25 protein-coding genes and 1 tRNA gene are annotated in these 24,306 nt (G+C 70.7%); 15 read left to right on the top strand and 11 right to left on the bottom strand.

The window, feature by feature from the left end:
- Positions 1-14 precede the first annotated feature (14 nt).
- A complete protein-coding gene (locus FY549_RS15590) occupies positions 15-827 on the top strand; it encodes a Ku protein (RefSeq protein ID WP_149085786.1) in 813 nt (270 codons plus the stop codon).
- Positions 828-839: 12 nt separating this feature from the next.
- Here the strand turns inward: FY549_RS15590 and FY549_RS15585 are convergent, their stop codons facing one another.
- The 5 genes from FY549_RS15585 to FY549_RS15565 all read right to left on the bottom strand — a co-directional run bounded on the left by FY549_RS15585 (position 840) and on the right by FY549_RS15565 (position 4,027).
- Positions 840-1,604 (bottom strand): DedA family protein, encoded by a 765-nt coding sequence (locus FY549_RS15585; RefSeq protein ID WP_149085785.1) that lies wholly within the window; start codon positions 1,602-1,604, stop codon positions 840-842.
- 78 nt (positions 1,605-1,682) lie between these two features.
- A tRNA-Leu gene (locus tag FY549_RS15580) sits at positions 1,683-1,764 on the bottom strand.
- Positions 1,765-1,773: 9 nt separating this feature from the next.
- Positions 1,774-2,388, bottom strand: a complete 615-nt coding sequence (locus tag FY549_RS15575) for a hypothetical protein (RefSeq protein WP_149085784.1) — start codon at positions 2,386-2,388, stop codon at positions 1,774-1,776.
- Complete coding sequence (locus FY549_RS15570; protein WP_149085783.1) at positions 2,385-3,233, bottom strand: endonuclease/exonuclease/phosphatase family protein; 849 nt, start codon at positions 3,231-3,233, stop codon at positions 2,385-2,387. The genes FY549_RS15575 and FY549_RS15570 overlap by 4 nt, the downstream gene beginning before the upstream one ends.
- A complete protein-coding gene (locus FY549_RS15565; RefSeq protein WP_149085782.1) occupies positions 3,230-4,027 on the bottom strand; it encodes a glycosyltransferase family A protein in 798 nt (265 codons plus the stop codon). The genes FY549_RS15570 and FY549_RS15565 overlap by 4 nt, the downstream gene beginning before the upstream one ends.
- A gap of 137 nt (positions 4,028-4,164) precedes the next feature.
- Between FY549_RS15565 and FY549_RS15560 the strand changes: the two genes are divergently transcribed.
- The 4 genes from FY549_RS15560 to FY549_RS15545 are packed head-to-tail and all read left to right on the top strand — an operon-like array spanning position 4,165 to position 7,475.
- Positions 4,165-5,349 (top strand): CpaF family protein, encoded by a 1,185-nt coding sequence (locus tag FY549_RS15560; RefSeq protein ID WP_149085781.1) that lies wholly within the window; start codon positions 4,165-4,167, stop codon positions 5,347-5,349.
- On the top strand, positions 5,346-6,203 hold the full coding sequence (locus FY549_RS15555) for a type II secretion system F family protein (protein ID WP_149085780.1): 858 nt from the start codon (positions 5,346-5,348) through the stop codon (positions 6,201-6,203). Before FY549_RS15560 ends, FY549_RS15555 begins: the two co-directional genes overlap by 4 nt.
- On the top strand, positions 6,200-7,138 hold the full coding sequence (locus FY549_RS15550) for a type II secretion system F family protein (RefSeq protein ID WP_149085779.1): 939 nt from the start codon (positions 6,200-6,202) through the stop codon (positions 7,136-7,138). The genes FY549_RS15555 and FY549_RS15550 overlap by 4 nt, the downstream gene beginning before the upstream one ends.
- Positions 7,139-7,178: 40 nt before the next feature.
- Positions 7,179-7,475 (top strand): hypothetical protein, encoded by a 297-nt coding sequence (locus FY549_RS15545; protein WP_149085778.1) that lies wholly within the window; start codon positions 7,179-7,181, stop codon positions 7,473-7,475.
- Between the two features lie 38 nt (positions 7,476-7,513).
- Here FY549_RS15545 and FY549_RS15540 read toward each other — a convergent pair whose 3' ends face one another.
- Complete coding sequence (locus tag FY549_RS15540; protein ID WP_149085777.1) at positions 7,514-7,786, bottom strand: hypothetical protein; 273 nt, start codon at positions 7,784-7,786, stop codon at positions 7,514-7,516.
- Between the two features lie 112 nt (positions 7,787-7,898).
- A complete protein-coding gene (locus FY549_RS15535; protein WP_159463229.1) occupies positions 7,899-9,812 on the bottom strand; it encodes an alkyl/aryl-sulfatase in 1,914 nt (637 codons plus the stop codon).
- Between the two features lie 191 nt (positions 9,813-10,003).
- Here FY549_RS15535 and FY549_RS15530 point away from each other — a divergent pair, with 191 nt between their 5' ends.
- The 4 genes from FY549_RS15530 to FY549_RS15515 are packed head-to-tail and all read left to right on the top strand — an operon-like array spanning position 10,004 to position 11,441.
- A complete protein-coding gene (locus FY549_RS15530) occupies positions 10,004-10,183 on the top strand; it encodes a hypothetical protein (RefSeq protein ID WP_149085775.1) in 180 nt (59 codons plus the stop codon).
- Between the two features lies 1 nt (position 10,184).
- On the top strand, positions 10,185-10,580 hold the full coding sequence (locus tag FY549_RS15525) for a TadE/TadG family type IV pilus assembly protein (protein ID WP_149085774.1): 396 nt from the start codon (positions 10,185-10,187) through the stop codon (positions 10,578-10,580).
- A complete protein-coding gene (locus tag FY549_RS15520; RefSeq protein ID WP_200838757.1) occupies positions 10,570-11,004 on the top strand; it encodes a hypothetical protein in 435 nt (144 codons plus the stop codon). Before FY549_RS15525 ends, FY549_RS15520 begins: the two co-directional genes overlap by 11 nt.
- Positions 11,001-11,441, top strand: a complete 441-nt coding sequence (locus FY549_RS15515) for a pilus assembly protein TadG-related protein (protein ID WP_149085772.1) — start codon at positions 11,001-11,003, stop codon at positions 11,439-11,441. The genes FY549_RS15520 and FY549_RS15515 overlap by 4 nt, the downstream gene beginning before the upstream one ends.
- Positions 11,442-11,488: 47 nt before the next feature.
- Here the strand turns inward: FY549_RS15515 and FY549_RS15510 are convergent, their stop codons facing one another.
- Entirely contained in the window at positions 11,489-12,733 is a 1,245-nt protein-coding gene (locus tag FY549_RS15510) for an MFS transporter (RefSeq protein WP_149086143.1), read from the bottom strand.
- Positions 12,734-12,855: 122 nt separating this feature from the next.
- Between FY549_RS15510 and prfB the strand changes: the two genes are divergently transcribed.
- The gene (gene prfB / locus FY549_RS15505) at positions 12,856-13,965 is read left to right on the top strand and encodes a peptide chain release factor 2 (RefSeq protein WP_149085771.1); all 1,110 of its coding nucleotides are present in this window, start codon (positions 12,856-12,858) and stop codon (positions 13,963-13,965) included.
- Between the two features lie 59 nt (positions 13,966-14,024).
- Here the strand turns inward: prfB and FY549_RS16820 are convergent, their stop codons facing one another.
- Entirely contained in the window at positions 14,025-15,443 is a 1,419-nt protein-coding gene (locus FY549_RS16820) for a DUF2510 domain-containing protein (protein ID WP_149085770.1), read from the bottom strand.
- Between the two features lie 175 nt (positions 15,444-15,618).
- Between FY549_RS16820 and ftsE the strand changes: the two genes are divergently transcribed.
- The 3 genes from ftsE to smpB all read left to right on the top strand — a co-directional run bounded on the left by ftsE (position 15,619) and on the right by smpB (position 18,181).
- The gene (gene ftsE / locus FY549_RS15495) at positions 15,619-16,725 is read left to right on the top strand and encodes a cell division ATP-binding protein FtsE (protein ID WP_149085769.1); all 1,107 of its coding nucleotides are present in this window, start codon (positions 15,619-15,621) and stop codon (positions 16,723-16,725) included.
- Positions 16,722-17,636 (top strand): permease-like cell division protein FtsX, encoded by a 915-nt coding sequence (gene ftsX / locus FY549_RS15490; protein ID WP_149085768.1) that lies wholly within the window; start codon positions 16,722-16,724, stop codon positions 17,634-17,636. Before ftsE ends, ftsX begins: the two co-directional genes overlap by 4 nt.
- A gap of 68 nt (positions 17,637-17,704) precedes the next feature.
- Positions 17,705-18,181, top strand: coding sequence for an SsrA-binding protein SmpB (gene smpB, locus FY549_RS15485; protein WP_149085767.1), 477 nt, complete (start codon positions 17,705-17,707; stop codon positions 18,179-18,181).
- Positions 18,182-18,191: 10 nt separating this feature from the next.
- On the opposite strand, the gene FY549_RS15480 is transcribed toward smpB, so the two are convergent.
- Positions 18,192-20,051, bottom strand: a complete 1,860-nt coding sequence (locus FY549_RS15480; protein ID WP_149085766.1) for a S9 family peptidase — start codon at positions 20,049-20,051, stop codon at positions 18,192-18,194.
- A gap of 184 nt (positions 20,052-20,235) precedes the next feature.
- Here FY549_RS15480 and FY549_RS15475 point away from each other — a divergent pair, with 184 nt between their 5' ends.
- Together FY549_RS15475 and metE are read left to right on the top strand one after the other, a co-directional pair.
- Entirely contained in the window at positions 20,236-21,183 is a 948-nt protein-coding gene (locus FY549_RS15475) for a methylenetetrahydrofolate reductase (protein ID WP_149085765.1), read from the top strand.
- Between the two features lie 21 nt (positions 21,184-21,204).
- On the top strand, positions 21,205-23,514 hold the full coding sequence (gene metE / locus FY549_RS15470; RefSeq protein ID WP_149085764.1) for a 5-methyltetrahydropteroyltriglutamate--homocysteine S-methyltransferase: 2,310 nt from the start codon (positions 21,205-21,207) through the stop codon (positions 23,512-23,514).
- A gap of 63 nt (positions 23,515-23,577) precedes the next feature.
- Here the strand turns inward: metE and lexA are convergent, their stop codons facing one another.
- Positions 23,578-24,270, bottom strand: coding sequence for a transcriptional repressor LexA (gene lexA / locus FY549_RS15465; RefSeq protein ID WP_149085763.1), 693 nt, complete (start codon positions 24,268-24,270; stop codon positions 23,578-23,580).
- Positions 24,271-24,306 lie beyond the last annotated feature (36 nt).

Genomic DNA, 24,306 nt, shown 5'->3' with positions numbered 1-24,306 from the left:
TGTCTACTGGTGCGATGAGGACGATCTGGAAGGGCGCCCTGACGTTCGGGCTGGTGAACGTGCCGGTCAAGGTGTATTCCGCGACCGAGGACCACGACGTGCCGCTGCATCAGGTCCACGACAAGGATGGCGGCCGGATCCGGTACCAGCGCACGTGCGAGGTGTGCGGTGAGACGGTGGCGTACTCCGACATCGATCGCGCGTACGTCGACGACGGACAGACCGTCGTGCTCACGAAAGACGACCTCGCCGCGCTGCCGGCGGAGAAGAGCCGTGAGATCGACGTCGTGGAGTTCGTGCCCTCCGAGCAGGTCGATCCGCTCACCCTCGACAAGCCGTACTATCTGGAACCCGACTCCAAGTCGCCCAAGGCGTACGTCCTGCTGCGCAAGACCCTGGAGCAGACCGACCGTACCGCGATCGTGCGGTTCACGTTGCGCCAGAAGACCAGGCTCGCCGCGCTGCGGGTGCGCGGCAAGGTGCTCGTGCTGCAGACGCTGCTCTGGTCGGACGAAGTGCGCGAGGCCGAGTTCCCGTCCCTCGACGAGGACGTGCGGATCTCGAAGAAGGAGCTGGAGCTCTCCTCCTCCCTCGTCGACAGCTACTCGGCGGACTTCGATCCCGAAGAGTTCGTCGACGAGTACCAGAAGGAGCTCCGCACGCTCATCGATGCCAAGATCGAGGCCGGCGAGACGTTCGACGTCGCGGAGACCTTCGGCGGCGACGCCGAGAAGGGGGCCGACGGCGGTGAGGTCATCGACCTGATGGAGGCGCTGCGCGCGAGCGTCGCCCGCTCGAAGGAGAAGCGCTCCAAGAACGCGGGCTGATCCGGGAGGGGGTCAGTGCTTCCCGTCGCCGTCCAGGTCGGGAGCACGGTCGAAGACCTCGGCATCGAGGACGAGTTCCTCCGCCTCGTCGGCATCGGTCACGACGTCTTCGCCCGCGGCGGCGGCCTTCTTCGCCTTGTGACGCTCGGCGAGGTAGTGCCACAGGGTGACGATCGCGGTACCGCCGACGGCGATCAGCAGGATGACGTCGATGTACTCGACGACGAGGTGACGGATCCACGGGATGTAGGCGATGAGATAGCCGACCATCGTGAGACCGAAGCCCCAGATCATCGCGCCGATGAAGTTGTAGAGCGAGTAGCGCCGCCACGGCATGTGGCCCACACCCGCGGCGACCGGAGCGAACGTGCGCACGATCGGGACGAATCGCGCGAGGATCACGGTGAGACCGCCGAAGCGCTCGAAGAAGGCGTTGGTGCGCTCGACGTTCTTGCGGCTGAAGAGGCCGGACTCCTTGCGCTCGAACACCGCGGGACCGCCCTTGTGCCCGATGAGGTAACCGACCTCTCCACCGATGAACGCGGAGAGAGCGATGAGCAGCGAGACCACCCAGATGTTGACGCCGAAGACATTGCTCGTGTGGGTCAACAGGCCGGCGATGATGAGCAGCGTGTCACCGGGCAGGAGGAAGCCGACGAGCAACCCGGTCTCGGCGAAGATGATGAAGCAGACCACCAGGAGGGCCCACGGCCCCGCCGCCCCGATGATCGTCTGCGGGTCGAGCCACGGGATGAGCGCGGTGGGGGCGTGCAGCATGCTTTCGAGCACTGGCGGGATTCCCGTCGGTCGTGAGGTGTCGGCGGTGGAGCGAGGCGGGCGCCGGAGCACCCGTCGTGCGGAAGGTGGGACTTGAACCCACACGCCCTGGGGCACAGGAACCTAAATCCTGCGTGTCTGCCAATTCCACCACTCCCGCGCGGTGGGTTCAGTCTACTGACCCGCGCCCCGTTGCACCCTGGGGATCGTCCCGCCGACGCTCCAGCCGGGTGACGGCGACGAGGACACCCGCCGCGAGAGCGCCGAGTCCGCCCATCGCCATGTCGCCGATGGTGTCCTCGTAGGTGACGAAGATCTCGGCGGTGACGAAGGTGCGCCCTGCCCACTCGATCATCTCCCAGACGGCACTGGCTGCGAGTCCGAGCACCGTGCAGAGGACGATCGGGATCCGCGGGCGGAACATCGAGGACCCCTGCGCGGCGACGATGCCGAGGCGGGAGAGCACGAGGTAGCCGGTGGCGGCGATGGCTCCCGTGCAGAGGAAGTGCACGACGAGGTCCCACCCGGTAAGCGTGCGGTACAGGTCGAACACGTTGCTCGCCGCGGCGACGAGCACGATCCCGCCGATGGCGAGATCCATGCCGCCGCGCATGCCGAGGACGCGGGGGAGCATGAGGGCGGGCAGGGCGAGGGCGAGGATGCCCGCGTCGGTCGGCGTCGACCAGATCGCCGCGACGAGCACGCTGAGGATGCCGATCACCCGGACCGCATCGGCGGCGTACTCCGCGATCGAGCGCGGGGGGCGGAGGAAATCCTCTTTCATGCGGTCTCCTCGGGCTGGGTGAAGGCGGCGGGGGCGAGGTCGATCAGCGCCTGCACGGGGAGATGATCCGACGGCCAGCCTCCTCCATACTGGCGGGCGTCGACACCCACTCGGCGCACGGTCAGTCCGGGGGAGACGAGGATGCCGTCGATGCGCCGCCCGCGCCGGGGCGGCCGGTACCCGGCGAACGTGCCCCAGGAGGGCGTGCGGCGGGATACGGCGGCCGTCCACGAGTCGCGGAGGACACCGCAGGTCTCCAGGGCGCGCCAGGGGGCGCTCCCCGCGGGGGCGTTGAAATCCCCGAGAAGGATGACGGCTGACTCGGCCGCCGCGGCGATGTCACGCACGGCCAGCGCCTGACGCCGTCGCGCCCACGGGGAGAACGCGTCGAAGTGGGTGTTCAGCACGGTGACGGCGGCGCCGGTGCGCCGATCGTGGAAGAACGCCTCGACCGCCACCCGCGGCGCGACGCTCAGCCAGGAGCGGGAACCGGGGCGGTCAGGAGTGCGGGAGAGCGCCACCTGGCGCCAGTCACGCAGCTCCAGCCGGTCGGCGTCGTAGAACAGCGGGCAGCCCTCGCCGCGCGGTCCGGGGAGACGGCCGTGGCCGACGCGGCGGAACGAGGGGCCGAGCGCGGCGGAGACAGCGGTGGCCTGCGCGGGCAGGGCCTCCTGCACGCCGAGCACCTGCGGCTGCTCGGCGTGCAGGAGAGCGCGGAGCCGCGGGCGGCGGACCTCCCAGCGGTCGGCGCGTGGCCAGGCGAGCGCGCCGAGATCGCGGCGGATGTTCAGGGTCATGACGTGCAGCTCGGTGGCGGACGGCGCTCCGAGCAGCGGCGCGGTCATCGCCGTGCTCCCGGCGCGGGCACGCCCAGGCCGTGGAGCACCCGGCGCAGCGCGAGCCGCACCCAGCGCACGGGAGGGAAGTCCTGCGGCCAGTGCACGAGGACGGTGCGTACGCCGATCCAGCTCCGCCGGGCGAAGGAGCGGCCGCTGCCGAACGGGCGCATGGAGATGCCCATGTCGGCGTGCAGGATCCAGCGGATGCGATGCCGCTCGCCCACATGGAACGCGAGGTCGAGGTCGTCATGCAGCTCGGTGTCGTCGCGGTGTACACGGTCGCGCACCGCGATCCAGGTCGAGCGGCGGAGGGCGAGGTTCGATCCGAACAGCGGCGCGTGGCCGAGGGCGGAGCCGCACACGACGACGTAGGAGAGGAGATACGCGGCCGCGAGGGGCCGCCGCAGGAGGTGGGGCCCGTCGATGAAGTGCGCGCCACCGGTCCACGCTCCGACCCGCGGATCCCGTGCACACGCGGCCGCCATCGTCTCGATCCACCGGGGCCCCGGTACGCCGTCGGCATCGAGCCGCAGGATCACGTCGCCCGTCGCCGCGTCGTACCCGGTCGCGCTCGCCGCGGGGATGCCCGGGGTCTCGCACCGCACGACCCGCGTGCCGTGCTGCGCGGCCACGACGGCCGAGTCGTCGGTCGAGGCGTTGTCCACCACGATGATCTCGTCGGGCGGGAGCGTCTGCCGCGCCAGGGCCCGGAGGCACCGCCGCAGCTCCGCCGCGTCGTCCTTGACCGGGATGACCACGCTCAGGGTCGGTTCAGGGGCGGCTGGTGTGGCGCGATGCACATCGTCTCCTCGCAGGTCTGATCCTCAGCCTAGGGAGCGCCACGACGGGGGACGTACCGGTTGACAGCGGCTGCGCGACTCGGTACCGCTGTGGATAACTTCGCCCCGGGAAACCTGATCGTTGCAAGGATGCCCGGATGGAGCAGCCCGCCTCGATCATCGCCGACGTCGTGCGGCGCCGTCTGCGCGCCGAGGGGGTGGACCCCACGAGGGATCCCGCCCGCGCCCGGGCCGTCACGCGGGCGGAAGTGCGGCGTCACGACGATCGGGCTCTCGCGCGGGGAGGCGAACTCGTGGAGGACGAGGCGGCATGCGTGCGGGATGTGCTCGCGGCGGTGAGCGGGTTCGGTCCTCTGCAGCCCTTCCTCGACGACCCGGGCATCGAGGAGGTGTGGGTCAACGGCGACGGGGCCGTGCACGCGGCGCGGGGTGGAGTGGCGGAGCGCACGGTCCTGCGGCTGGACGAGGTGACGGTCCGGGATCTCGTCGAGCGCATGCTGCAGTCGACGGGGCGGCGCGTGGATATCGCGCAGCCCTTCGTCGACGCCTCGCTGCCGGACGGTTCTCGCCTGCACGTCGCGATCGCCGATGTCGTTCGTGGGGCCTGGGCGGTGAACATCCGGAAGTTCCTGCCGGGGCATCGCTCCCTCGACGCCCTCACGGCGCAGGGAGCTCTTCCGCCCGAGACCGCAGGCGCCCTGGGACAAGCGATGCGGGAGGGCGCCTCCGTGATCGTCTCCGGGGCCACCCACGCGGGGAAGACGACGATGCTCGGCGCTCTGCTCGCCTCGTGCGCGGCCGAGCAGCGCATCATCACGGTGGAGGAGACGTTCGAGCTCGCCGTCGACGGGCCGGATGTCGTCGCCCTGCAGGGGCGTCAGCCCAGCCTCGAGGGCACGGGGGAGATCACCCTGCGGCGGCTGGTGAAGGAGGCCCTGCGGATGCGTCCCGACCGCCTCGTGGTGGGGGAGGTGCGCGACGCGGAGGCTCTGGACCTCCTGCTCGCGCTCAACACCGGCGTCCCAGGTGCGTGCACGGTCCATGCGAACTCCGCTGCGGAGGCGCTCGACAAGCTGTGCCTGCTGCCGCTGCTCGGCGGAAGGAACATCGACCGTGACTTCGTCGCCCCGGCCCTGGCGTCGTCCGTCGATCTCGTCGTCCACTGCGCCCGCGATGCGGCGGGTCGACGATACGTCGCGGAGGTCGTCGCCCCGACCGGAGAAGTCGTCGGAGGGCGGGTGCTCAGCAGACCGGTCTTCACGGCCCCGGGTGGACAAGATTTCCGGCGACGCGCCCCGGCCGCCGCGGAGGCCGTCGCATGACGATCCTGCTCGGTGCGACGCTCGCCGCCGGCCTCCTCTTGACGCTGTCTCCGTGGCTCTGGCCTGCCGGGGAGCGGTCCGGGTCCGTGGCGCACCGCGGACGCCTGCTCCGCTTGGCCGGGGAAGCGGGATTCCCCGGGCTCTCGGCCCGCGCCCTCCTCCTGGGCGTGGCCGGTGCCGCCCTGGCCGCGGCCTCGGTCGCTTGGCTCGTCACCGGGAGCACCGTCCTCGCGGCCCTCGCGGGAGGCGCGGGAGGAACGGCGCCCATCGCATTCCTGCGGGGCCGCCGGCTGAGGCTGCGACGTCTGCGCCGGCAGCTCTGGCCCGATGTCTGCGACCTCTTGATCGCCGCCATCCGCGTCGGGCTGTCGCTGCCGGACGCGCTGGCCACACTCGCGGAGTCGGCTCCGCCGCCGCTGCGCCCCGCGTTCGCGGTGTTCGCGCGAGACCTGCGGAGCAGCGGACGGTTCGACGCCAGTCTCGACCGGCTGAAGGACCTCCTCGCAGACCCGTTGGGGGACCGGATCGTCGAGACGCTCCGGATGGCGCGCCAGGTCGGCGGAACGGAGCTCATCGCTGTCCTGAGAGCCCTCTCCTCCTCCGTCCGGGCCGACGCGGCGCTCCGGGGCGAGGTCGAGGCGCGGCAGTCGTGGATCCGCGGTGCGGCGGTCCTCGGGGCCGTGGCGCCGTGGGTCATCCTCGTCCTGCTGGTGCTGCGCCCGGAGGGTGCCAAGGCGTACGGCACCCCGGAGGGTGTCGCCGTGATCGGCGTCGGCGCGCTCGTCTCGGTCCTCGCGTTCCGCATCATGATCCGCATCGGCAGGCTGCCCGAGCCGCGGCGGTGGTTCGGATGAGCGGGTTGTCCGCGCTCGCCGTGGCCGTGCTGCTCGGCGGAGCCTTCGCGACGGGCATGCTCGCCCTGCTCGCCACTGTGCCCCGCTGGCGTGCTGCTCCGCTCGTCCTGCGGGTCGCGCCGTACGTGCGCGATGTCGTTGATGATGACCTGCTGCCGCGTGAGGCCCTTCCCCGCCCGGGAGCACAGCCCGCCGGCCGGTACCGCCTCGGTGTCCGCGGCGCCCAGGCGATCGACCGTCTCGTCGGCGGCACTGAGGGTCTGCGGCGGCGCCTCGCGCAGGCGGGATCATCGCTCGACCCCATCGCCTTCCGAGGACGGCAGCTCGCCTGGGCGCTCGGCGGGGTCGTGGGCGGAGCGCTCGCCGTCATCGTCCTCGTTCTCGTCGGACGGTGGTCGGTTCCGGCCGGGGCCATCCCGCTCCTCTCCGGTGCGACCGCCGCCGTCGTCTGCGAGATGCACGTGTCGGCGCGGATCCGGGCGCGCAAGATGCGCCTCGCGGACGAGCTTCCGACGACACTGGAGTTCCTGGTGCTCTGTCTCTCCGCCGGCGAGGGTTTCCTCGATGCCGTGAAGAGGGTCGCGGGTGTGGGGTCAGGCGAACTCACGACCGAGCTGCGTCGAGTGGTCCTCGAGGTGGGGACCGGGTCTTCGCTGGCCGATGCCCTGATCGACATGGCCGGCCGGCTGGAGCTTCCCGGACTGACGCGCGCGGTGGATCAGATCGTCGCCGCGCTCGAACACGGAGCGCCCCTCGCGGCCGTGCTGCGTGCGCAAGCGGAGGACACGAGAGAGGAGGCCAAGCGGACGCTGATCGAGCAGGCGGGACGGAAGGAGATCGTGATGCTCCTCCCGCTGGTCTTCCTCATCCTGCCGCTCTCGGTGGTGTTCGCGATCTACCCCGGATTGTTCATCCTGCGCCTGGGGATCGGGTGAGTGGTCAGTGAGTACCCCGGCGGGGGATTACCTTTTGTCTATGGGAAGCCTCGAATACAACAGCTCTCGTCCGCCGATTCCGGTCGATGACACGCTGCTGGCACATCTGAAGATCGTGATCTCCACCAAGCTTCGCCGGCAGGAGAGCTTCATGATGACGTGGCCGTCGGGAAAGAAGTCGCCAGGCCGTCTCTCGGCCTGGATGCACCCGGCGATCCCGCTGGTGTTGGAGTTCGATGCGGAGCCGCCGCCGCCGATCGACCCCGCCCGCGTGAGTCACATGATGGAAAGGCTGAACGCGCGGGGAGAACTCCTGCTCGACGACTTCCTGTCTTGAGGGGCGTATCCGGTCCCGCGCAGGGAGTCGCGGGGGAGTCAGATGTCCCAGTCGGGCAGGCTGCCGAGATCAGACGCGAGGTTCTCCTGATCGGACGCCCTCACCTGGAAGACGAAGACCCGCGACGTGGGATGCACGAGAACGCTCGCGATGCCGTCCGAAGTCGCGAACGACACGAACGTGGGCTCCGTGCGTGCGGCGGCTTCGATCCGCCCTCGCAGGTCATCGATATCGGTACCGGGCGGCAGCAGGTAGGTCAGGCCGTCGATCTCCGCACGAGCCCGCATCTCCCCCTCAGATCCCGGTCGCATGCGTGCCAGGGTATCCCCCGCCGCGCCCGTCGGAGCCGGGGTTGCACGATCGGCGCGAGCGGGGTAGACCTCGCGGCATGCTCGGCCCCGGGGAGAGCATGCCGCGAGGACTTCAGGGTTCGACGATGGGGAACCAGAACGAGAAGTCGTCCAGCAGCCCGAGGAGGTTCTCCAGTGCGGTGCGGTCGCCGCTGATCGTGAGGCTGCCGTCGCGGACGGCGTCGTCGACGGACAGTGTTCCGAACACGATCGAGGCGAGCGCGAGCGTGTCGGATTCGACATGGGCGTCTGCTGCGCCGGAGCGCGCGGTGTAGATCAGGCACCCGTTGCGCAGCTCGAGGAGGTACTCCTGCGCGGCATCGCCCGAGGAGACGGTCCAGGCGATCGAGGCGCGGTGCCCGGCGGCCTCCGGTCCGTTGAGCTTGATACCCATGTAGTCGAAGATCATCTCCGGCGTCATCGATCGCATCACGTCGAGGGTGACGAGCCGGACGGCGCCGAGGTCCTTCACCCCCTGACGCAATTCCTGGGCCCCCATCAGATACGCGTTGCGCCACGTCGGGTTCTCACACTGGTAGCCGAGCTGCTCGAAGGCGTCTGCCTGCAGTGCACGCGCCGCAGCGTGGTCCGGCTGGGCGAAGACGACGTGGCCGACCACCTCGGCGACCCACCGGTACTCGCCGTTCTCGAATGCCGCCTGCGCCTTCTCGACCACGGCATCGGCGCCGCCCATGAACTCGACGTATTTCGCGCCGGCCTGCTCCGGGGGCAGGGCGTGCAGCCGCGCGGGGTTGCCGTCGTACCAGCCGATGTAGCGCTGGTAGACGGCCTTGGAATTGTGGTTGACGGTTCCGTAGTAGCCGCGGTTGTACCACTGCATGCTCAACGACTCCGGCAGTTCGAGCTGCTCGGCGATCTCCGTCATCGTGAGGCCGTGGTTCGCCAGTCGCAGCGACTGGTCGTGGATGTACTTGTAGAGGTCGCGCTGATTCTCGAGATACTCGGTCACGTCGTCCGTGCCCCAGCGTGGCCAGCCGTGCTGGGCGAACACGACATCGGTCTCGGCGCTGAAGAGCCCGATGGTGTCGTTGAGGGTCTTCCACCACGTGACCGCGTCCCTGACCTGGGCGCCGCGGAGCGTCAGCAGGTTGTGAAGGGTCGGCGTGGCGTCCTCGGCCGCGCAGAGGGCGCGGTGGTCGGGGAAGTGGATGAGGAACTCGGAGGGCGCCTCCGTTCCTGGCGCCATCTGGAACACCATGCGCACCCCGTCGACGACCCGCGTCTCGCCTGTCGCCGAAACGGTGTCGGTCGGGGGGACGAGGGTGGAAGACCCGGAGTGCGCGAGAGCGTTGGCCAGCCCGGTGTCCACCTGCCCCGTCGGGCCGGGGCGGAGTGCGGTTCCGTACTGGTAGATGGCGCGTCGGCTCATCGCGTTGCCGGCGTAGACGTTCTCGGACACCGCTTCGGCGAGGAAGCCCTCGGGGGCGATGACCGTGACGGCCCCGGAGGCGATGTCATCGTCGTCGACGACGCCCCGCGCGCCGTTGTAGTGGTCGACGTGGCTGTGCGTGAAGATCACCGCGCGCACGGGGCGGTCGCCGCGATGCTTCCGGTAGAGCGCGAGCGCTGCGGACGACGTCTCCACGTACGACAGCGGGTCGATCACGACGATGCCCTCGTCGCCCTCCACGATCGTCATGTTGGCGAGGTCGACGCCGCGGACCTGGTAGATGCCGGTCGTGACTTCGAACAGCCCGTGGTGATGATTGGCCTGTGCGTGCCGCCAGAGGCTCGGGTGCACCGTGTCCGGCGCCTCGGCGTCGGAGAGGAAGTCGTGCGCCGTCGTGTCGAAGAGGGGAACGCCGTCCGCGCGACGGATGACCGGATCCTCGAGTGTCCCGAGAAACCCTCGCGCAGCGTCGTCGAAGTCTCGACGATCATGAAAGGGCAAACCCTTGGCGGCTTCGGCGTTCGCCCGCCGCGTCCACTCCGTCGCCGGCTTGGCGCCCTGAGTATCCACTCCCATTTCACACTCTCCTTCTTCCCCGCCGCATCGATGGCCGTCTTTCGCGCTCAGCATAGCTATCCGGTTTCTCACCGGCACCACTCCCGCGGGATGTGCGCTGGACCGGGGCCTTCCCCCCCTCTCCGTCTCGTCGCGGGGGGCCTGTGGATAACTCCCGCGCCGATCGGGGGACCCGCGCCACACTGGCCGGCATGATCTCTCGTGCGCATGCGACGCTCCGTGCCTTCTGGAACGACGAACGGGGCGATGTCCCCGGCTGGGTCCTCGTCACACTGATGACCGCCGGGCTCGTGGTGCTCATCTGGGCGGTCGCAGGGCCGGCGCTCACCTCCCTGTTCGAGCAAGCCATCCAACGGGTGTCGGGGCTCTGACGTGCCCGCAGCGATCGACGAGGAGCGTGGGTCGAACCCGGTGGAGTTCGTGCTCGTCGGCACGCTTCTCACCGCCCTCACTCTCGCGGTGCTGCAGGTCGCGTTCGCGATCTACGTGCGCAACGTCGTCCATGATGCGGCGGTCGAGGGCGCCTATCACGCCGCCCTGGCCGACACCGCCCTCGCGGAGGGGGAGGAGCGGGCGCGCGCGGTCATCACCCGTGCCGTCGGCGCTTCCTATGCGGACGACATCGCGGTGACGATGTCGCGGCGAGACGGCCAGGAGACCGTCGGCGTGCGGATCCGCACGACTCTCCCGGTCTTCGGCCTGCTCGGGGTCCCGGCCGGTCTGGATGTGGAAGCTCACGCACCGGCGGAGTCGTTCGATGCCAGATGAGTCGGGCTCGAGCTCCCTGGAGTTCGTCGCCGTCGGGGTGATTCTGCTCGTGCCGCTGCTGTACCTGGTGATCGCGCTCGGGGCGGTGCAGGAGCAGTCCTTGGGGCTCGTGGCGGCGGCCCGTCAGGCGGCTCGTGCCGTCGCCTCGGCACCCAGCACCGCCGAGGCGGCCACCCGCGGCGAGCGCGTCCTGGGCGAGATCGCCGCCGAGTACGGTATCGATCCCCGAGGGATGGATGTCGCCGTGTCCTGCGTCCCCCGGGCGTCGGCGTGCCCCTCGCCCGGTGCGACCGTGGTGGTGAAGCTCACGGCGCGCGTGCCGCTGCCTCTGGTTCCCGAGGTCCCCGGATTCGACCGGGCGGGTTCCGTCCCCGTCGAGGCGGTCTCGGTGCACAAGGCGTCGCGGAGAGGGGGCGCGGAGTGACGTCGCGAGCGCGCGACCCGCGACAGCGAGCGAGAGGGGCCGACGAGGGAAGTGTTCTGCTGCTCGTCCTCGGCTACGTGGTCCTCGCGCTCGCCGTCGTCTTCGTCTGCGTCTGCGCGACGGACCTCTACATCGCCCAGAAGCGCCTCGACGGACTCGCCGATGCGGCGGCGCTGGCGGGGGCCGACGGCTTCACTCTTCAGGCGGAGGGGGAGACGCTGCGGGCGGCGCTCACCGACGACGGAGTCTCGGAGGAGGTTCGTCCGTTCGTCCACGATGCCGGTTTCGAGGCGGCCGTCGTCGAGGCGGGCACGCCCGACGGTGTCAGTGCCCGCGTCACGGTCGCGGCGACCTGGCGCCCGCCGCTGATCTCGCCGTTCGTGCCCGACGGAGTGCCGCTCCAGGCGACCGCCACGAGTCGCACGGCTCTGCACTGAATGCCGATCTCTCGGAGCGTGGATCGAGCCCGGAGGCGCGCGACCGCTCAGTCGCCCTCCGGGCGAGCCGGTGCGCCCGGGGGAGTGCGGGGGACGAACCGGGGGATCCAGCGGAGGAACCCGGCCGCGCCGACGAGCCCGATCAGGCCCATCGCCCCGGCCGCGAACGACAGGGACGCGATCGCCGTGATGCCCGAGACGAGGAGCGGAGCGACCGCGCCCCCGGCGTCGGTCAGCGTCCGCCACGAGCCGAGGAAGGCTGCGGGGTCGCGTTTCGGGGCGACGTCGGCGCCGAGGGTCAGGAGGATGCCGCTCGACAGTCCGTTGCCGACACCGAGCACGGCCGCGAACATCCCGAACCACAGCACCGCGGAGTCGAGGTCGTGCGTGAACGACAGGGCGAGGAAGCCCGCACCCATGAGCACCATCGCGGGCATCGCCGCCCAGAGTCGGCCGAAGCGGTCCATGACCTGGCCGCTGGCGTAGAACAGGGCGAAGTCGATGGCTCCGGACACGCCGACGACGAGGGCGATGGTCGAGGCGTCGAGACCCAGCGACAGGCCCCACAGCGGCAGGACGACCTGCCGTGCCGATCGCACCGCCGATAGCGAGGCCGCGGCGAGTCCGAGCCGGCCGAGCACTCCGCGTTGCCGCCACATCGTCTGGAAGATCCCCGCCCGCTCGACCGTCGGGATCGACCCGCTCACGGCCTCGCCGCTGTCCTCCGCGAACCGGACGGTCGTCCGCAGCGGGGCGACGGTCTTCTCCGGATCGGGGCCGAAGAGCACCAGGACGACCATCACCACGAGGCAGGAGAGGAAGAACCAGATCGCTGCGGCCTCGGTGCCGAAGAGCTGCAGCAACCCGGCCGAGACGAACGGACCGATGAAGATGCCCAGGCGGAAGCTGCCGCCGAGCAGGGAGAGCGAGCGGGCTCGGAACGCCAGCGGCACCCGCGTGGTCATGAACGCGTGGCGGGCGAGCCCGAACGCGGCCGCGCACAGTCCGAGAAGGAACACCGATGCCGCGAGGACCCCGAGTGACGGCGCGAACACCATGCCGGCTGCGGCGAGGATCGCGATGCCACCGGCGATCACCATCGTGAAGCGTTCGCCGATCCGGCCCACCGCCCACCCGGCGGGGAGGTTGCCGCAGAGCTGGCCGACCACGAGCGCCGAGGCGACGAGGGCCGCGAAGGCCACGTCCGCACCCATCGACGCCGCGATGACCGGGATGAGGGGGATGACCGCTCCCTCGCCGAGCGAGAAGAGGACGGTGGGCAGGTACACCATCGGCCCGAACTGACGGAGGACCGTGGATGCGCTGCTCACGCCCCTCACGCTACCCCGACCGGGATCGCGCCCCGGTCCCGGACGTCGCCGCGGGAGCGGACGGCACGTTAGGCTGAGGTGTCATGCTCGAACTAGATCTCTCCGCCGAAATCCAGGCGCTCAGGCACACCTTCGGCGACATCAGCGAGGTCGTCGACGTCAACCGTCTCCGCGAGGACATCGCGCGCCTCAGCGAGGAGGCCGGTGCCCCCGACCTGTGGGACGACACCGAGAACGCGCAGAAGGTCACGAGCGCCCTGAGCCACCGCCAGTCGGAGCTGGCCCGCATCACGGGCATCTCCCAGCGCCTCGACGACCTCGAAGTGCTCGTCGACCTCGCGAACGAGATGGGCGACGAGGAGTCGGCGATCGAGGCGCGCAAGGAGCTCCAGACGCTCACCGACCTCATCAACCAGCTCGAGGTGCAGACGCTGCTCGACGGCGAGTACGACGAGCGCAGCGCGATCGTCACCATCCGCTCCGGCGCCGGCGGCGACGACGCCACCGACTTCGCCGAGATGCTCATGCGCATGTACCTGCGCTGGGCGGAGCGTCACAAGTACCCCGTGAAGGTCATGGACACGTCGTACGCGGAGGGCGCGGGCATCAAGTCGGCGACCTTCGAGATCGACGCGCCCTACGCCTTCGGCACGATCTCGGTCGAGGCCGGTACGCACCGCCTCGCGCGCATCAGCCCGTTTGGCTCGGCGGACAAGCGTCAGACGTCGTTCGCCGCCGTCGAGGTCATCCCGCTCATGGAGGAGGCGACCGAGGTCGACATCCCCGAAAGCGACATCCGGGTCGACGTCTTCCGCTCCTCGGGCCCCGGTGGACAGTCCGTGAACACCACCGACTCCGCCGTGCGCATCACCCACCTCCCGACCGGCATCGTCGTGTCGATGCAGAACGAGAAGTCGCAGATCCAGAACCGCGCAGCAGCCATGCGCGTGCTCCAGAACCGCCTCCTCCTGTTGCAGAAGGAGCAGGAAGCCGCCAAGAAGAAGGAGCTGGCCGGCAACATCACGGCGAGCTGGGGCGACCAGATGCGCTCCTACTTCCTCTACGGCCAGCAGCTCGTGAAAGACCTGCGCACGGGCCAGGAGTCCGGCAACCCGGCGGCCGTGTTCGACGGCGACCTGGACGACTTCATCTCGGCCGGCATCCGCTGGCGCAAGCGCAAAGACGAGGATTGACCCCATGACGAAGGCCCCGGGATCCCCGGGGCCTTCGTCATGAGAGCGAGCGGCGTGCGTCAGCGGGCCGTGGCCTCGACGGTCACGCGGGCGACCTCCTGCAGCAGCTCGTCGGTGATGACGACGACGTAGGACGAACTCTGGGCGACATCGAACGAGATCGTGCCCTCCGCCGACGTCCCGGCCGTCAGCTCGCCGGACTCGAGCGTGGCATCGCCGAAGATGTCGTAGTCGCCCTCCGTGCCGTCTGCGGTCTCGACCGCGAAGTAGAGCGGATTGACGTTGGTCGTCCCGTCGAGCGTCTCCCAGACGAGGTCGATCACCAGATAACCGCCGTTGGTCGCCTCGAAGTCGGAGCCGTTGGACGGCCCCCAGGTGGCGGACCGGATCGTCACCTCGGCGGTACCGGACATCTGCGACACGGTGACGGGCTCGCCGATGGTGCCCTCGACGACCTCGTCCGTGCCGCCGTCCGGGCTCTCGCTCGTGCCCTGGTCGACCCCGGGAAGGCTGTCGGGACGTACGGAGTTCGCGATCGCGAGGACGAAGACGATGCTCACCACGACGGCGACGATCCCGCCGAGGACGGAAACCCCGAGGCCCGTGATCCCCGGCCACTTGGTGCCCTTCAGGAACAGCGAGATCAGCGACACGATGAAGCCCGCCGCGAGGAGGAACCAGGCGAAGGGAAGCGTGACCGGAATGAAGGCGAGGATGAGGCCGAGAGCGGCGAGCCCGAGGCCGACGAGGCCGAGGACGGACACCTTCTTCGGGCCGGAGGGAGCGGCCGGGTGGCCCGGGTACGACGGCTGCCCGGGGTAGGCGGTCTGTCCCGGGTACGACGGCTGCCCGGGGTACGCTGCCTGACCCGGGTATGCGGGCTGGCCGACGGACGGCGCCTGGCCGGGGTAAGCGGTCTGGCTCGGGTACGGGGCCTGGCTCGGGTACGGGGCCTGGCTCGGGTACGGGGCCTGGTCGACGGGCGCCTCCTGAGCCGGATACCCGCCCTGGCCGGGGTGCGACGGTGCCGCGGGCGGAGAGGCGGCGTGCCCGGTGTCGGCTCCGCTCGAGGACGGGGGGAGGATCGGCGCCGCGCCAGGGAGGTCGTGCGCGCCGCTGCTCGGCGCCGTCCAGTCCTGCGCGGGCTCGGGCGGAACGATGAAGTCCGTCGCGGGCTCGTCCGGGGCGATCTCGCGTTCGGCGGCGACCCCTTCGGGGGCGGGGTGCCCGGTCGATGCGGCCGGCTGCTCCGTGAGGGACTCGCTTGCGAGGCCGTCCGCGGGCGCGACAGCCGACTCCACGGGGGTGTCTTCCGCGGGCGTCTGCTCCGCGGGCGTCTGCTCCGCGTGTGTCTGCTCGGCAGGTGTCTGCTCGGCGGGCGTCTGCTCGACGGGCGCGAAATGCTCGGTCCACTGCTGGCCGTCCCACCAGCGCAGGCGCCCGGAACCGTCGTCGTACCAGCCAGCAGGTGTCGTCATGGGGGTCCCCTCCGTGTGCGCGCTCGCGCGGTCGACGCGAATCGACACTCTCTGTATAGCAGCCGGGGATGACGTCGGTGGGGTGAGAGGACGGGGAGGATTACCCATCCGGCGTGCCCCGCGGCGGGGTGTCGCGCGCGGCCGGGACAGATGGCGCGCTTAGGCTCGAATCGCCATGATTCGGTTCGAGAACGTCACGAAACGCTACCGCGGGACGTCGAAGCCCGCGCTTTCCGGTGTCGACTTCGAGGTGCAGCGCGGGGAGTTCGTCTTCCTGGTCGGCGCCTCCGGGTCCGGCAAATCGTCCTGCCTGCGGCTCATCCTCCGCGAGGACGTGCCCACGACCGGTCGGGTCGCCGTCCTCGGTCGCGACCTCCGGGCGCTCGCGAACCGGAAGGTCCCCTACTTCCGCCGTCACATCGGCTCGGTGTTCCAGGACTTCCGGCTGCTGCCGTCCAAGACCGTCTACCAGAACGTCGCCTTCACACTGCAGGTCACCGGCTCCTCGCGGGGGTTCATCCAGCAGGCCGTGCCGGAGGCACTGGCGCTCGTCGGGCTCGACGGCAAGGAGAAGCGCATGCCGCACGAGCTCTCGGGCGGCGAGCAGCAGCGTGTCGCGATCGCGCGGGCGCTCGTCAACCGTCCCCAGGTGCTCCTCGCGGACGAGCCGACCGGAAACCTCGACCCCGCGACCTCCGTCGACATCATGCAGCTGCTCGCGCGGATCAACGCCGGTGGCACGACAGTGCTCATGGCCACGCACGAGGCCGGGTTCGTCGATCAGATGCGCCGTCGTGTCATCGAGCTCCGCGACGGCGAGATGGTGCGCGATGAGGTGCACGGTGGCTACGGCGACACCTCGAACATCCCGCGCCTGGTGCCCGAGGAGGTGCGCGGCGCCGCCGCGGCCGCCGCGCTCACCGCCGTGCAGGAGGTGCAGCGCCAGACCGCCGACCTCTCCGTGGTCCGCGCCGCACTGGCCGAGGAGCTGGACGCCCAGCGCCGTGCGGCCGCAGCGTCGCCCGCCGTGACCAGACCCGCCGCCGACCCGGCGCCGCAGCTCGTGGAGCCCCCGGAACCCGAACGGGAGCCGGGCGTCGTGGAGCCGCCGGACGCCGCGGAGCCCCCCGTCCAGCCGCGGTCTGTCGCCGAGCGGCCGGCGGCCGCCGGGCCGCGCACGCATCCGATCGCGCTCCCGGAGGTGGATGTCGCCGAGCTCGGCGTCGCAGACCGCCTCGGACTGTCCGACCAGGACGACGAGGAAGTGGGCCCGACCTCATGAGAATCGGCCTGATCCTGACCGAGGCCCTCGTCGGCCTGCGGCGAAACATCTCGATGGTGATCTCCGTCGTCCTCGTCACCTTCGTGTCGTTGACGTTCGTCGGCGCCGCGATCCTCATGCAGTCCCAGATCGGTGTCATGCGCGGCTACTGGGCCGAGCGCGCCCAGGTCGCCGTCTACATGTGCTCCGCGGTGTCGGAATCGGACACCTGCGTGGACGGCGCCGCGAGCGAGGAGCAGGTCGCCGCCGTGCGGGCTCAGCTCGAGGGCGACGCCCTGTCGCCGCTCATCAGCTCGCTGACCTTCGACACGAAGGAGGAGACCTACGCCAAGCTCGTCGAGCAGGTCGGCGAGGAGCAGGCGAGCGTGCTCTCACCGGATCAGGCGTTCGAGGTCTTCTTCGTCACCATGAAGGACCCGGGCCAGTCGCAGGTGCTCGCCGAGGCGTTCAGCGGTCAGGCCGGAGTGGAGCAGGTGCAGGACCAGCTCCAATACCTCGAACCGCTGTTCTCCGCGCTCACCGTGGCGACCTACATCGCCGTCGGGATCGCGGTCCTCATGCTCATCGCAGCGACCCTGCTCATCGGCACGACCATCCGGCTGTCGGCGTACGCGCGGCGCAAGGAGATCGGGATCATGCGCCTGGTTGGCGCCTCGAACCGGTTCATCCAGACGCCGTTCGTGCTGGAGGGGGTGTTCGCGGCGCTGCTGGGCTCGGCCCTCGCCAGCGCGGCCGTGATCGCCGGAATGCACTTCGGGGTGAACGGCTACCTGCGCGGGCGGGTGCCCTTCATCACCACCTGGGTCACCATGCAGGATGCGATCCTCGTGGTCCCGGTCCTCGTGGGCATCGGTGTCGTGCTGGCCGCACTGTCCGCCGGTTTCGCGATCCGTCGCTGGCTGCGCACCTGATACCCTGAAAGGCTGCTCGACCGATCCGCTGTCGAGCCGTCCACAGCACCACAGCACAGGAGATCATCATGCCTAGGGAACGCGGGGAGAAGGTCATCGCGACCAATCGTCGCGCGCGTCACGACTACAACATCGAGAAGTCGTACGAGGCGGGGATGGTGCTCACCGGCACCGAGGTCAAGTCGCTCCGCCAGGGCCGCGCGAACCTCAGCGACGGGTATGCCTTCGTGAAGGGCAACGAGGTCTTCCTCGACGCCGTACACATCCCGGAGTACTCGCAGGGCCACTGGACCAACCACTCGGCCAAGCGCATCCGGAAGCTCCTCCTGCACCGGGAGGAGATCGCGAAGCTCGCGCACGCCGTCTCCGCCGGCGGCTACACGCTCATCCCGCTGAAGCTGTACTTCTCTGATGGTCGCGCCAAGGTCGAGATCGCCCTCGCGAAGGGCAAGCGCGAGTACGACAAGCGCCAGGCTCTCCGCGAGCGTCAGGACTCGCGGGAGGCGGAACGCGCCATGCGCCTGCGCAACCGGATGGGGGAGTAGCCGTCCCGGCTCAGGGACGCGGGGTGAAGCCGAAGACCCGGCCGAGGAACGCCAGCTCTCTTTCCAGCGCGTCCACGATCGTCTCCGCCCTGCGGAATCCGTGGCCCTCGCCGGGATACAGCACGTACTCGTGGTCGATGCCGTTCGAGACCAGCGCGTCGCGGATGACCTCCGACTGGGACGGCGGCACGACACGGTCGTCCTCGCCCTGGAGCAGGAGCACCGGCACATCGATGCGGTGGGCGTGCGTCAGGGGCGAGCGCTCGATGTACACGTCCTCGGCGGCGGGCAGTGGTCCGACGAGGCCGTCGAGGTAGGACGCCTCGAAGTCATGCGTCTCGGCGGCCAGCATCCGCAGGTCCGCGACACCGTAGCGGCTGATCCCGGCGGCGAACGTCCCGCCACGCACGAGCGCGGAGAGCACCGTCCAGCCGCCCGCCGAGCCGCCTCGGATCGCGATACGGGCGGGATCGGCCAGCCCGGCGTCCGCGAGGCCGCGGGCCGCCGCGATCACGTCGTCGACGTCGACGATGCCCCATTGCCCCTGCAAGCGGTCACGGTACGCGCGCCCGTAGCCTGTCGACCCGCCGTAGTTGACGTCGAGCACGCCGATGCCGCGGCTGGTGAAGAAGGCGATCGTGGCGGAGGCGGCCCCGGTGACGTGGGCCGTCGGACCGCCGTGCACGAGGACGACGTAGGGCGGCAGCTCGCCCTCGGTGCCCGTCGCCCCTGGCGCTGCGGGCGGATACGCGAACGCGTGGACCGGGCCGTGCGCCCCCTCGACGACGAGCTGCTGCGCCCCCGGCATCCAGTCCTCGTCGACCGGGGCGCCGCCGGTCACCGTGTCGACGGCGCCCGTCGCGACATCGACGCACCAGACGCCGGAGGTCACGGCGGAGCCGTCCCCGCTGAGCAGCACGCGGGAGCCGGAGACGTCGTCCACGCTGAGGTGGCCGTCGCCAGGCACGGCGATCGTTCGGATCTCGCCCTCCGAGGACACGAGCTGCACCGCGTCGCGACCGTTCGTGCGGACGGCCACGAGGCGTCCGTCCTCAAGCACCTGGAACCATCGGTTGCCCAGCACCCAGAGGCCGTACCCGGTATCGGCGTCCGACGAGGTCAGCGCCTTCGTCGGACCGGGGCGGAGGCCGTCGAGCGCAAGACGCTGGAGTTGCCAGCGACCCGAAGTGTCGTCCGCGAACACGAGGGCGTCGTCGTCGACCCACTCCGGTTGCAGGGCTGCGGAGGTCGGCACCCGTGTCACGGTCCCGCCGGCGGACGCTCCGATCGCGAGCGTCGCGCTCTCCCAGGGCATGCTGTCGGCCTGCCATTCGACCCACGCGAGGCGGCTGCCGTCCGGTGAGAGTGCGGGGTGGGCGAAGAACCCGGGACCCTCGGTGATCACGCGGACCGCCGCAGGGTCGTCGGCGGCCGACCCGTCCACCGGGATCTCCACGACCGCGCGGAGGTGCGGGACGGCCGAGAGATCCTCGCGGACCGCCAGCAGACGGCCGCTCTGGACACGCAGCCCGCCGTACGCGGGCCCCTCGGCGGTGAGGGGCAGCGGCTGCGCGCCGCGGTCCATGCGATGCACCCGCTGGTCCGCGCCCGACACGAAGTACAGCGTGTCGCCGTCCGCCGTCCACGCGCCGCCGCCGTACTCGTGTACGCGGGAGCGGGCGTTCCACGGCGCGGGGAGGATCTCCGCTCCCGTCGAGCTGCGCACCGTCACCCGTCCGCCCTCGGCCGGCACCGACTCGCCCCACCACACCTCGTCACCCGCGAAACGGGCGCCGTCGATGCGCGGAGCCGCCCCGGCGACGGCAGCGGCGGTGAACGGGGAGGACCAGGAACCGAACGGGGTGGACATGCCTCGAGCCTATGGGCCGTGACACAGGGCGTCACACTCGTGCACGGGACCGAGAGGGTGTTCTAGGTTTCTGGAAACGCCCGGTCCACCCCGGGCGTGGAGCGACAGCCGAGCCCGGCACCCGCCCGCGAACGACGTGTTCTTCGTCGTGCGCGGACCCCGGCCCCTGTCCCTTGGAGAGAAGATGTCTTCCACGATCGACGCCTCCCGTGCCTCCCGTGTGCCGTTCTCCTTCGAGCTCTATCCGCCGCGTTCGGACTCGAGCCAGGATGCGCTGCACGAGACCGTCCGTCGCCTCGCCGCCGCCGGCCCCGAGTTCCTCTCCGTGACATACGGAGCCGGCGGCTCGACGGGAGGTCGCTCTCTGGACGTGCTGCGGTTCATCCGCGAGCACACCGATGTCGAGCCCCTGGCCCACCTCACCTGCGTCGGCAACACGTACGCCGGGGCCACGGCGCTCATCCGGGAGTTCCTCGACGCCGGCATCCTCCGCTTCCTCGCCCTCCGCGGCGACCCGCCCGCGGGACAGCGCGAGCCCTTCCTCGGAGACTTGGAGAGCGCCGCGCAGCTCGTGCAGCTCATCGATCGGGTCCAGGCCGAGCGCGCCCCCTACCAGGAGTCGCCGGTGCCCGGGCTACCGGGAGCCGCGCTCGTTGCGCCGCGCCAGAAGGTCGACATCGCCGTCGCGGCCTTCCCGAAGGGGCATCCGCGAGCCACGCACCGCGCACAGGACGTGGAGGCGCTGCTGGCGAAGCAGGCGGCGGGGGCGACCTTCGCGATCACGCAGCTGTTCTTCCACCCGGACGACTACCTCGCCTTCGTCGAGCGCGCCAGGGCGGGCGGCGTCACTATCCCGATCCTCCCCGGCATCATGCCGATCACGTCGCCGGCGCGACTGGCGCGCGTGCTGGAGCTGACAGGGGAAGACCTGCCCAGCGAGCTGGCGATCGCCCTCGACGTCGAGCCGACCGCCGAGGGGCGCCGGGAGATCGGGATCGCCTGGGCCGCGCGCCTCGCCGCCGACGTCGTCGCCGGCGGCGCTCCCGGCGTCCACCTCTACGCGTTCAACCAGCACGAGACCGTCCTGACCGTCCTCGCCGAAGCCGGCATCGTCCCGGCTCTCCGGCACTAGTCCCCGCCGAAAGGAAACACCATGACCGCATTCCCCGAGGGCACCATCCTCGGCTACCCCCGCATCGGCCGCCGCCGCGAACTCAAGAAGGCCGTCGAGGCGTTCTGGGCGGGCCGCATCGACGAGCAGGAGCTGGAGCAGACGGCCGCGGAACTGCGCGCGGCGACCCGTGAGCGTCTCGCCGCTCTCGGCCTCGGGCGGACGGACTCGGCGATCCCGGAGTCCTTCTCGTATTACGACCAGGTCCTCGATGCCGCTGTCACGGTCGGCGCCATCCCCGCGCGCTTCGACGACCTCCGAGATGCCGACGGCACGATCGGCTTGCCGGCGCTGTTCACCGTCGCCCGTGGCGAGGGCGACCGGGCGCCCCTCGAGATGACCAAGTGGTTCGACTCGAACTACCACTACCTCGTGCCAGAGATCGGGCCGGAGACCGCGTTCTCCCTCGCCAGCGACCGACTGGTGCGTGAGGTCGCGGAAGCGGTCGCCGACGGATTCGTGACCCGTCCGGTCGTCGTCGGCCCTGTCACGTTGCTGGCGCTCGCCAAGGCGTCGGACGACGCGCCGGAGGGTTTCGAGCCGCTCTCGCGGCTGGATGACGTGCTGCCGGTGTACGCGGACCTGCTCGCACGTCTGCGCGCCGCGGGTGCCGAGTGGGTGCAGCTCGACGAGCCCGCACTCGTGAGCGAGTCCCTCCCCGCCACCGCCACGCAGCTCGCGTCGGCCGCGGAGCGCGCGCTCGCGGTCCTGGGGAGCGCTGAGCAGCGTCCGTCGATCCTCGTCGCGGCGCCGTACGCGAGCCTCGGTGAGACGTTCGCGACCGTGGCCGCCGCCCCCGTCGAGGCCATCGCCGTCGACCTCGTGCGCGGTACCGTCCCGGCAGGGGCCCCTGGTCTCGAGGGCAAGACCCTCGTCGGCGGCGTGATCGACGGGCACAACATCTGGCGGGGCGACCTCGCCGCGGCGTTCTCCTCGCTGGAGGCGCTCCGCGCGCTCGGCGCTCCCGTGTCGGCCTCGACCTCGACGTCGCTGCTGCACGTGCCGCACGACGTGGACGACGAGACGGCTCTCGACGAGCGCCTCGTGTCGTGGCTCGCGTTCGCGGATCAGAAGGTGCAGCAGGTCGTCGCCCTCGCCCGCGGGCTGACCGAGGGCCGCTCGGCGATCGATGCCGAGCTGGAGGCCGCGTCTGCCGCGCTGCAGGATCGCCTCTCGGCTCCCGGCGTGCGTGACGGTGCGGTGCGTGCCCGCGAGCTGACCGACGCCGACTTCTCCCGCGTGCCGTACCCGGAGCGGGAGGAGGCGCAGAACGCGCTCGGCCTGCCGGCGCTGCCGCTGACGACCATCGGCTCCTTCCCGCAGACCGGCGACATCCGCCGCGCCCGCGCCCGGTTCCTCCGCGGAGAGATCCCGGCGGACGACTATGAGGAGTTCCTGCGCCGCGAGGTGGCGGCGGTCGTCTCCCTGCAGGAGGACCTCGGCCTCGACGTCCTGGTGCACGGCGAGCCCGAGCGGAACGACATGGTGCAGTACTTCGCGGAGCATCTCGACGGCTTCGCGGTCACGGAGCACGGCTGGGTCCAGTCCTACGGTTCTCGAGCGACGCGTCCGTCCATCCTCTGGGGCGACGTCTCGCGCCCGGAGGCCATCACGGTGGCCTGGTCGGCCTATGCGCAGTCGCTCACAGCGAAGCACATGAAGGGCATGCTCACGGGTCCGGTCACGATCCTCGCGTGGTCGTTCGTCCGTGACGATCAGCCCTTGAGTGAGACGGCGAACCAGGTCGCGCTCGCTCTCCGCGACGAGATCGCCGACCTGGAGGCCGCGGGCATCCAGGTGATCCAGGTCGACGAGCCGGCACTGCGGGAGCTGCTCCCGCTGAAGCAGGCCGACCAGCCGGCGTACCTCGATTGGTCCGTGGCCTCCTTCCGGCTGGCGACGGGCGGCGCGGCGGCGGCCACGCAGGTGCACACACACCTCTGTTACTCGGAGTTCGGCGTCGTCATCGACGCGATCCGTGCGCTCGACGCCGACGTCACGTCGATCGAGGCGGCGCGCAGCCGCATGGAGGTCGTCGCGGACATCGCGGAGGTCGGTTTCGACCACGGCATCGGCCCCGGCGTCTACGACATCCACTCGCCGCGCGTGCCCACGGTCGAGGAGGTCGAGTCGCTGCTCCGGCGCGCGGTCGACGAGATCCCCCTCCGCCAGCTCTGGGTGAACCCGGACTGCGGACTGAAGACCCGTGGGTACGCCGAGACCACGGCATCGCTCCGCAACATCGTCGAGGCCACGCGCCGAGTGCGCGAGGACGTGGTCGTCACGGCCTGACGCGGCGATCCCCGACACGACGAAGGCCCTCCCGGCGCACCGGGAGGGCCTTCGTCGTGCGTCTCAGACGGCGCGCATGACGGCGACGACCTTGCCGAGCACGACGGCCTCGTCGCCCAGGATCGGCTCGAACGCGGAGTTGCGGGGGAGGAGCCAGGTGTGGCCGTCGCGACGCCGGAGGACCTTCACGGTCGCCTCGCCATCGAGCATCGCGGCGACGATCTCTCCGTTCTCCGCGGTGTTCTGCGAGCGCACGACGACCCAGTCGCCGTCGCAGATGGCGGCGTCGATCATCGACTCGCCGGAGACCTTTAGCATGAAGAGATCCCCCTTGCCCACGAGCTGCCGGGGGAGGGGGAAGATCTCCTCCACCTGCTGATCGGCGGTGATGGGGACTCCGGCGGCGATCCGACCGACCAGGGGGACCAGGGCGGCGTCACCGACGGGCGTCGCGACGTCCGCAGGGTTCTCGGTGCCGGTGCCGGTGCCGGGCAGGTCGATGAGCACCTCCATGGCGCGCGTCTTCCCCGGGTCGCGGCGCAGATAGCCGCTGAGCTCGAGCTGCCCGAGCTGGTGGGTGACGCTGGACAGGGACTTCAGACCCACGGCGTCGCCGATCTCGCGCATGCTCGGCGGGTAGCCGTTCTGCGCGATCGACGTCTGGATGACCTCGAGGATCGCCATCTGCTTCGGGCTGAGGCTCTTGCGACGGCGGGTGCGCGGCGCCTCCGACTCGAGGGCTGAGGTGTCGCTCATGGTGCTCCTTCACTGCGTGATCCGACGTGCCGCTTC

Source organism: Microbacterium sp. 1S1 (assembly GCF_008271365.1).
Taxonomy (GTDB): Bacteria; Actinomycetota; Actinomycetes; order Actinomycetales; family Microbacteriaceae; genus Microbacterium.
This window is presented reverse-complemented; position numbering and strand designations above follow the sequence as displayed.

Excerpts from the sequence above, each read along its gene's own strand:
- FY549_RS15555 (WP_149085780.1), top strand. The coding sequence starts at position 5,346 with ATGACGATCCTGCTCGGTGCGACGCTCGCCGCCGGCCTCCTCTTGACG.
- FY549_RS15560 (WP_149085781.1), top strand. The coding sequence starts at position 4,165 with ATGGAGCAGCCCGCCTCGATCATCGCCGACGTCGTGCGGCGCCGTCTG.
- prfB (WP_149085771.1), top strand. The coding sequence starts at position 12,856 with ATGCTCGAACTAGATCTCTCCGCCGAAATCCAGGCGCTCAGGCACACC.
- FY549_RS15475 (WP_149085765.1), top strand. The coding sequence starts at position 20,236 with ATGTCTTCCACGATCGACGCCTCCCGTGCCTCCCGTGTGCCGTTCTCC.
- FY549_RS15520 (WP_200838757.1), top strand. The coding sequence starts at position 10,570 with ATGCCAGATGAGTCGGGCTCGAGCTCCCTGGAGTTCGTCGCCGTCGGG.
- FY549_RS16820 (WP_149085770.1), bottom strand. The coding sequence starts at position 15,443 with ATGACGACACCTGCTGGCTGGTACGACGACGGTTCCGGGCGCCTGCGC.
- ftsE (WP_149085769.1), top strand. The coding sequence starts at position 15,619 with ATGATTCGGTTCGAGAACGTCACGAAACGCTACCGCGGGACGTCGAAG.
- lexA (WP_149085763.1), bottom strand. The coding sequence starts at position 24,270 with ATGAGCGACACCTCAGCCCTCGAGTCGGAGGCGCCGCGCACCCGCCGT.
- FY549_RS15575 (WP_149085784.1), bottom strand. The coding sequence starts at position 2,388 with ATGAAAGAGGATTTCCTCCGCCCCCCGCGCTCGATCGCGGAGTACGCC.
- FY549_RS15585 (WP_149085785.1), bottom strand. The coding sequence starts at position 1,604 with ATGCTGCACGCCCCCACCGCGCTCATCCCGTGGCTCGACCCGCAGACG.
- FY549_RS15590 (WP_149085786.1), top strand. The coding sequence starts at position 15 with ATGAGGACGATCTGGAAGGGCGCCCTGACGTTCGGGCTGGTGAACGTG.
- FY549_RS15550 (WP_149085779.1), top strand. The coding sequence starts at position 6,200 with ATGAGCGGGTTGTCCGCGCTCGCCGTGGCCGTGCTGCTCGGCGGAGCC.
- metE (WP_149085764.1), top strand. The coding sequence starts at position 21,205 with ATGACCGCATTCCCCGAGGGCACCATCCTCGGCTACCCCCGCATCGGC.
- FY549_RS15480 (WP_149085766.1), bottom strand. The coding sequence starts at position 20,051 with ATGTCCACCCCGTTCGGTTCCTGGTCCTCCCCGTTCACCGCCGCTGCC.
- ftsX (WP_149085768.1), top strand. The coding sequence starts at position 16,722 with ATGAGAATCGGCCTGATCCTGACCGAGGCCCTCGTCGGCCTGCGGCGA.
- FY549_RS15510 (WP_149086143.1), bottom strand. The coding sequence starts at position 12,733 with ATGGTGTACCTGCCCACCGTCCTCTTCTCGCTCGGCGAGGGAGCGGTC.
- FY549_RS15530 (WP_149085775.1), top strand. The coding sequence starts at position 10,004 with ATGATCTCTCGTGCGCATGCGACGCTCCGTGCCTTCTGGAACGACGAA.
- FY549_RS15540 (WP_149085777.1), bottom strand. The coding sequence starts at position 7,786 with ATGCGACCGGGATCTGAGGGGGAGATGCGGGCTCGTGCGGAGATCGAC.
- FY549_RS15545 (WP_149085778.1), top strand. The coding sequence starts at position 7,179 with ATGGGAAGCCTCGAATACAACAGCTCTCGTCCGCCGATTCCGGTCGAT.
- FY549_RS15570 (WP_149085783.1), bottom strand. The coding sequence starts at position 3,233 with ATGACCGCGCCGCTGCTCGGAGCGCCGTCCGCCACCGAGCTGCACGTC.
- FY549_RS15535 (WP_159463229.1), bottom strand. The coding sequence starts at position 9,812 with ATGGGAGTGGATACTCAGGGCGCCAAGCCGGCGACGGAGTGGACGCGG.
- smpB (WP_149085767.1), top strand. The coding sequence starts at position 17,705 with ATGCCTAGGGAACGCGGGGAGAAGGTCATCGCGACCAATCGTCGCGCG.